The sequence below is a fragment of the Kitasatospora sp. NPDC091257 genome, assembly GCF_044757675.1.
Taxonomy (GTDB): Bacteria; Actinomycetota; Actinomycetes; order Streptomycetales; family Streptomycetaceae; genus Kitasatospora; species Kitasatospora lactacystinica.
Genome location: NZ_JBIVVI010000500.1, coordinates 1 through 6,213, shown reverse-complemented (window position 1 = coordinate 6,213; position 6,213 = coordinate 1). Strand labels below are relative to the sequence as shown.

The window sequence follows — 6,213 nt, the reverse complement described above, 5'->3', positions numbered from 1 at the left end:
GTGCCGGCCGGGGCGCCGGCCGGGGTGTCCGCGCGGGCGTGGACGCCGGCGGGTGAGCGCCCGGTGCCCGACGGCGGCGTGGACCCGTCGACACCGCTGCGGCACGTGCTGGAGATCAACGGTTCGGCGCGGGACCTGCCCGAGGGGCCCGAGCTGGGCTTCGTCCTGGAGTCGCCGGGCGGGCTGCTCACCGGGGCGGAGCTGGGCGATCTCGCCGGGCGCTGGCGGGCGGTGCTGGAGGGCCTGGTGCGGCACGCCGCCGAGGGGTCCGGGGGCCACACCCCGTCGGACTTCTCGCTGATCTCGCTGGGGCAGGAGGACATCGACGAGTTCGAGTCGGCCTTCGGCGGTGCGGGCGAAGGCCGGGACGAGGGCAGGGGCGAGGGCAGGGGCGAGGGCGAGGGCCGGGGCTGAGCGGGTCGCGCCGGCGCGGGCGTCGGAGCGGCTCCGGAGGGGGCCGGTTCAGCGCCCGCGCCACACGGGTGCGCGTTTCTCGGCGAAGGCGCGCGGTCCCTCCCGGGCGTCCTCGCTGGCCCGGCGGACCTGCTCCCAGTGGTAGCGGGTGGTGAAGGCCTGCTCCAGCGGCAGGTCGACCGAGCGCAGCACGGCCTCCTTCAGGGCGCGTTGGGACAGGGGGGCGCAGCGCAGCAGGTCGGCCGTCCACCGCTCGACGCAGGCGTCCAGCTGGTCGTCCGGGACGACCTCGTTGACCAGTCCGAGGGCCAGTGCCTCGTGGGCCGACATCCGGCGCCCGGTCAGCAGGTAGCCCATCGCGGCCTTGAGCGGGATCTGCCGGGCCAGCCGGAAGGCCCCGCCCGCGCCGGGGATCAGGCCGAGGGCGGCTTCGGGCAGGGCGAAGACGGCGCTCTGTGCGGCGATCACCAGGTCGCAGGCGAGGACGAGTTCGAAGCCGCCGCCGAGGGCGTGGCCGCGGACCCGGGCCAGGACGGGTTTGGACAGCGTGAAGCGGTCGGTCAGGCGGGGCGAGCCCGGCTGGCCCCGGGAGCCGAAGCTCGTCGGCGGGTGTCCCTCGCGGTCGAGCCGGGCCCGTTCCTTGAGGTCCTGTCCGACGGAGAAGGCGCGCTCGCCCGCGCCGGTCAGCACGACCAGCCGCACCTCGTCGTCGCGTTCGACCTCGTCCCAGACCGCGCCGAGTTCGGCGTGCATCCGCTGGTCCATCGCGTTGAGGACGTGGGGCCGGTTCAGGGTGACGCGTGCGACGTGGCCGGCCCGCTCGTAGAGCACGGGCCGGTCCGTCGCGGGCCGCGGTGCTGCGGGTTCCTGTGCCGCGGGTGGCGGCGTCGCGGGGTCCACGCGGGCAGGCTACCGGTGGGGGCGGGCCGTCGGGCGCAGGCCGTGCCGCGGCGCCGCGGCCCGGTCAGCCGTCGCTGCCGATCGAGCAGTTGGGGTCGGGGGCGTGGCCGAGGGGCCAGGCGAGGGTGTCCAGGACGGCGTTCCTGGTGGCCGGGTCGAGGTGGACGACGGGCACGGCCTTGTTGTACGGGTTGCCGTACTGGTCGAGGCAGATCCAGCCGCTGGCGCCGTCGACCCGGTTGTCGCCGTGCAGCCGTCGCCAGCTCTGGACGACGTCGTCCGTCGAGGGCGTCCTCACGTTCCCCACCGTCTGGTTGCGGATGCCCGCAATGGCGGTGGAGACCGAGTCGTAGGTGATGATCACGCGGCCGTCGCGCAGGTCGGCGGGGCCGATCGCGTCGGGTGCCTTGGTGTCGGGCTCGCCCAGCAGGTCGGCCAGCTCCTTCGAGGCGGCCTTGGAGCCGCCGGGGCCCTCGGTGCTCTTCTCCCCGAAGGTGTCGGGGTGGGCGAGGGCGGTGTAGCGCACGGTGATGCCGGCGCCCGTGCTGAGGGCGTCCCACTTGTCGGCGAACTTCTCGTCGACCATCAGGGTGGAGGCGTGCGAGCCGGTGACGACCGTGTAGTGCTTGTTGCACTTCCGGTTGCCCAGTTCGACCAGGAACTGGCGCAGTTGGACCGGGCGGCCGGCGAAGTAGAGGGTCGTGGCGGCGGAGGTGCAGATGCTCGGCACCATCTGGTGGAAGTCGTTGGCGAGGTTGCCCTCGTCGTTGAAGTCGGGCGGCGACTGGTAGGTCTCCGGGGCGTTGGGGGCGCCCTTGGTGAGCTTCTCGAAGGTCTGGCGCAGGGTGGCGAGGTAGTTGTCGTTGTCGCGGGTGTCCTCGATCACCAGGGCCTCTTCGGGCTTGATGGCCGCCCCGTACGAGGTGAGGGCGCCGGCCTGGTCGGCGTTGCCGGGGGCGATGCGCGCCAGTCCCGGGTAGCGGCGCGGGTCGGCGGCGGTGTTCTTGATGTCGTCCGCGGTCATGGGGCCGGCGACGACCGGGATGTGCTTGTCCGCGGTGAGGTAGCGCACGGCCTGTTCGGTCTCGGCGATGCTGATGTTGATGCCCGTGACGGCCCGCAGGTTCTGCTTCCCGTCGGCCGCGGCCTGCGCCAGCTGGTCGGCGACGGCGCGCCACTGGAGGTAGCCGCGGCCGGGGTTGGCCAGCACCAGCCGGATCGGGGGCTGCCGCTTGTTCTTGTTCCTGTCGTCGTTGGCCCAGTGCTGGGCCAGGTAGGCGCCCTGCACCTGTTCGACCAGTTCGCGCCGTTCGGCGGGCGCGGCGGAGGTCATGGGGATCATCAGGGCGACGGTGACGGGCGAGCTGTCGGCCACGCGGTCGTTCTCGGCCTTGATGCGGGCGGTGACCTGCTTCAGCTCGTCGGTGAAGACGTAGGCGCCGTCGGTGACGCCGACGCACTCGTGCCGGTCCCCGCGCCGCTCCACGCCGGGGGCGCAGGAGGGGTCGTCGACCAGCAGGTACTCGTATCCCAGATAGCCCCCGGCGGCCAGGACGGCGGCGGCGAGGACGGCCGCCAGCGCGCGGTTCAGGGGACCGTCGGGCAGAACGCTCATGGTCGGGGGTCTCCTCAGATCGGGAGGTGGGGGGCCTGGACCCAGCGCCGCAGGAGCTGCGGCCAGGTCTCGTACGCGTGGAAGAACACCGTCTGGTGGGCGGCCCCGGCGAGCTGGGCCAGGGTGAGCAGTTGCAGCTGGACGCTCCCGATCAGCCGCTCGTCGGGCGGTGCGAGCGGGTGCGACTGCTGCCACAGCGCGTCGACGAGGAACTCGACCGCCTGGTGCACGGGGGTGCCGGCGCCCCCGCAGGCCGGGCAGTCCTCGGGCTGGGCCGCGAGGGCGGTCAGGTTCCGGGGCGGGTGCGGCGCGGCGCAGACCAGGTTGAGGGCGGTGAGCCAGCCGGCCGTGTCGTGGCCGGCCAGGCGCCGGTGGAGGGCGCGCACGACGGTGCCCGTGTCGAGGACGGCGAGGGAGTGGTGCAGGAAGCGGTCGTCGGACGGGGCGGCGTTGCGCGGGGCCACGGCCTGCGGGTCGGCGGTCTGCGGGTCGGCGGCCTGCGGGGCGTAGCGGTCGCAGAGGGTCTCGTGGATGTCGTGCCACCGCTCGGCCCCGGGGGTCGCGTCGAGCGCGGTGACCAGGCGGTGGCCGAGCAGGGCGCGCAGGGTGGGGTCGCCGACGAACGGCGCGCCGGTGCCCGGCCACGGGTGGGCGCCCCAGTGGTCGTGCTGCAGCAGCTGTCTGGTCGTCTGGACGCGCAGGGTCCCGTTGTCGCCGGGCGGGTAGTGGGCGTCGAGCGCGTGGGCGGCGTCCTCGTCGAGCGCCGGGGCGAAGTTGGTCAGGCGCTCCCGGGCGGTGTCGTCGGGGACCAGGAGGCGCAGCAGCCGCTCGTGCGCCGGCGTGTCGGGCTCGTCCTCGGCGGGCAGGTCGAACAGGGTGCGCGGGTCGGGGCTCTGCCCGAGGCGCACGGCCCGTCGGACGGCCTGGACCAGGGCGTGGGCGATGCCGGCCCGGCCCGCGCTGAGGCGGTGGATCAACTGGGCGATGTCGGGCCCGGGGTGGTCCGTGCCGAACATCCACGTGACCTCGTCGAGGGTCAGCTGGGCCAGCGGCAGCCGCAGGGTCCAGCCGGCCGGTGTCTGCGGCCGGTCCTCGCGCCAGAACGGGCCGGTGGCGTTGCGTGTCGTCGCGGTGGTGCTCTCGGGGTCGGGGGTGGCCGGTTCCGGTGCCAGGACGGTGACGACCACGCCCGGCCGCGTCCGGACCGTCTCCTCGTGCCAGACCCGGGTCAGCATGTCCAGGACCGGGCGGCCGAGCGGGGTGTGGGCGTTGTCCAGGAGCAGCAGCGGGCGCGGCAGCCGGTTCCTCAGGCGCGCCCAGGTGTAGTGGTCGTCGATGTCCGCCAGGAGGGCGGCCATCAGGTGCCGCTCGGCGCGCTCGCGGTCGTGCGCGTTGCCGCGGAAGCCGCGGGCGAGCTCGGAGAGCTGGACGTTCGCCTCGCCCTGGGCGCTGACCCGCCGTTCGGCCCACCAGCGCAGGCCGTTCTTGTTGGCGCGGGCGCCGAGCAGTTCGGTGGCGACGATGTCGGCGAGCGAGGCGACCAGTTCGTTGACCCCGGGGCCCAGCCCGGCCGCGGTGCCGAGGTTCGGGGCGACCTGTCTGATCCATTTCGCCACCTTGTCCCGGCGCACCTGGGCGTCGGGCTGGCTCTCGCGCAGCAGACTCTCCAGGCGCCGGCCGGCGGCCTCCAGTTCGCCGAGCCCGACGGTCTGCCAGCTGGTGACCGCCAGCAGGCCCTGGGTGAGCCGGGGGAAGGACAGGCCCGCGCCGAACCTGTTCGCCCGCCGGCTCAGCTCGTACCGCAGGTGGAAGAGCAGGTCCGAGGTGTGGGAGGCGTTGCTCAGCCGGGGGGCCTCGTTCTCGGCGGGCAGGGCGAGGCCGGGGCGGCCGAAGTCCGCGCGCCCGAGGTCCGCGTAGGCCTGGGGCAGGCGCTCGGCGTACCGCACCTCCAGGGTCTTCAGGAGGGTGGTCCTGCCGGTCAGGCGCCCGCCGGAGCACTCGATGAGCAGGGGGATCCCGGCCGGGATGCGCAGCCGGGTGCCGCCCCCGGGTTCGGGCCCCGACAGTTCGAGGCCGACCAGCGAGGGAACGACGGCCTTGAACACAGCCGCCCGTCCGTCCAGAACCACCGCGACCCCCCTGTCCTCCGGCGCGGCGGGAGTACGCCACGCCGGATGGAGAATAGGGGAACCGGTCGGTCCGCCACAGGTGTATCGCCGCGGACCCGGCCCTGGGTTGCCAATTCGTGACTCGCCTGATACTCCGTCAGATTTCCTGCGGGGGCGGGCTGGTGGGAATGGTGCTTCCCGTGGTGCCTGTGGTGCCGGTGGTGCCGGTGGGACGGGGGCGGCGCCGGGTCAGCCGATGGGGCCGGTCCAGGCGACGGTCTTGCGCTGGAGCAGGAGGCCGTAGGTGAACTCGACCGAGATCCGGTCCGTGCCGTTCGGCAGGGCGTACGCGTACACGCCGGTGGCCTCCTGCCCCGGGGCCAGCGAGCCGGTGATGAGCTTCAGCTTGTCGCTCCCGTCGCTCAGCGAGAAGAGGAGGGCACCCTTGGCGTCCCTGACCGTGGGCAGTCCCGATCCGTTGAGCGGGAGCTCCTGGGATCCGGTGTTGACGACGGTGATCCTCAGCTGGACGATCCTGGCGTCCTTGGGCGGCTGGTACACGGTCAGGAGCGGGGAGTACGGCTCCGGCGCGGCCGTCGTGACCTTCAGCCCGTCCTCGTAGGTGTAGGTCTGGCCGAACGACAGGTGCCGGGCCCGCTCCTCCGCGGCCGCCTTCTCCTTCTCGGCCTCGATCCGCTTCAGCTCCGCGTCGATCCGCTGCTTCTCCTGGGCGGCCCGTTCCTGGGCGGCCTTGGTCGCGGCCTCGGAGCGGGCGCGCGCGGCGTCCGCCTCGGCCCGCCGCTCCTCGTTGACCGCCTGCACCCGGGAGACGACGAACACCCCGGCGCCGACCGAGACCAGCAGGCCGGTGACGCCCAGGATCACGCCCGCCAGGGCCATCCCCCGGTTGGTCGCCGTGCCCTTGCGCGCGTAGCCCAGGCCGATGACGCCGAACACGACGGCGAGCAGGGCCGGCAGCCAGGACAGCCAGAACAGGATGACGACCAGGCCGAGAACGACGCCGACGATGCCGAGCACCAGGGCGGCGATGCCCAGGCCGTTGCGGGGCTGCGGGGCGGGCATCGGCATCGGGTACGGCGGCCAGTACGGCACGCCGGGCGCGGGCGCCGCGCCCGGGGCGGGCGGCATGCCCGGGGCCCCGGCGGGGGCGGGAGC

The 6,213-nt window shown here is 74.2% G+C and carries 5 protein-coding genes; 1 reads left to right on the top strand and 4 read right to left on the bottom strand.

The features are described from left to right. Positions 1-414 (top strand): hypothetical protein (locus ACIQOV_RS22615; protein ID WP_401051081.1); only part of this gene is annotated, 414 nt, incomplete at its 5' end. Positions 415-462: 48 nt separating this feature from the next. Here ACIQOV_RS22615 and dpgD read toward each other — a convergent pair. From dpgD to ACIQOV_RS22595, 4 genes are all read right to left on the bottom strand, one after another. Beyond that, positions 463-1,245 carry an enoyl-CoA-hydratase DpgD gene (gene dpgD / locus ACIQOV_RS22610; RefSeq protein WP_401051080.1) on the bottom strand — a complete coding sequence of 261 codons (783 nt, stop codon included), beginning with the start codon at positions 1,243-1,245 and terminating at the stop codon, positions 463-465. Between the two features lie 133 nt (positions 1,246-1,378). Next, positions 1,379-2,929: a hypothetical protein gene (locus ACIQOV_RS22605; protein ID WP_401051078.1), complete on the bottom strand. Its 1,551-nt coding sequence runs from the start codon at positions 2,927-2,929 to the stop codon at positions 1,379-1,381. Positions 2,930-2,943: 14 nt separating this feature from the next. Continuing rightward, positions 2,944-5,034, bottom strand: a complete 2,091-nt coding sequence (locus ACIQOV_RS22600; protein WP_401051076.1) for a hypothetical protein — start codon at positions 5,032-5,034, stop codon at positions 2,944-2,946. A 252-nt stretch (positions 5,035-5,286) separates the two neighbouring features. Further along, a partial coding sequence (locus ACIQOV_RS22595) for a DUF4190 domain-containing protein (protein ID WP_401051073.1) occupies positions 5,287-6,213 on the bottom strand: 927 nt, incomplete at its 5' end.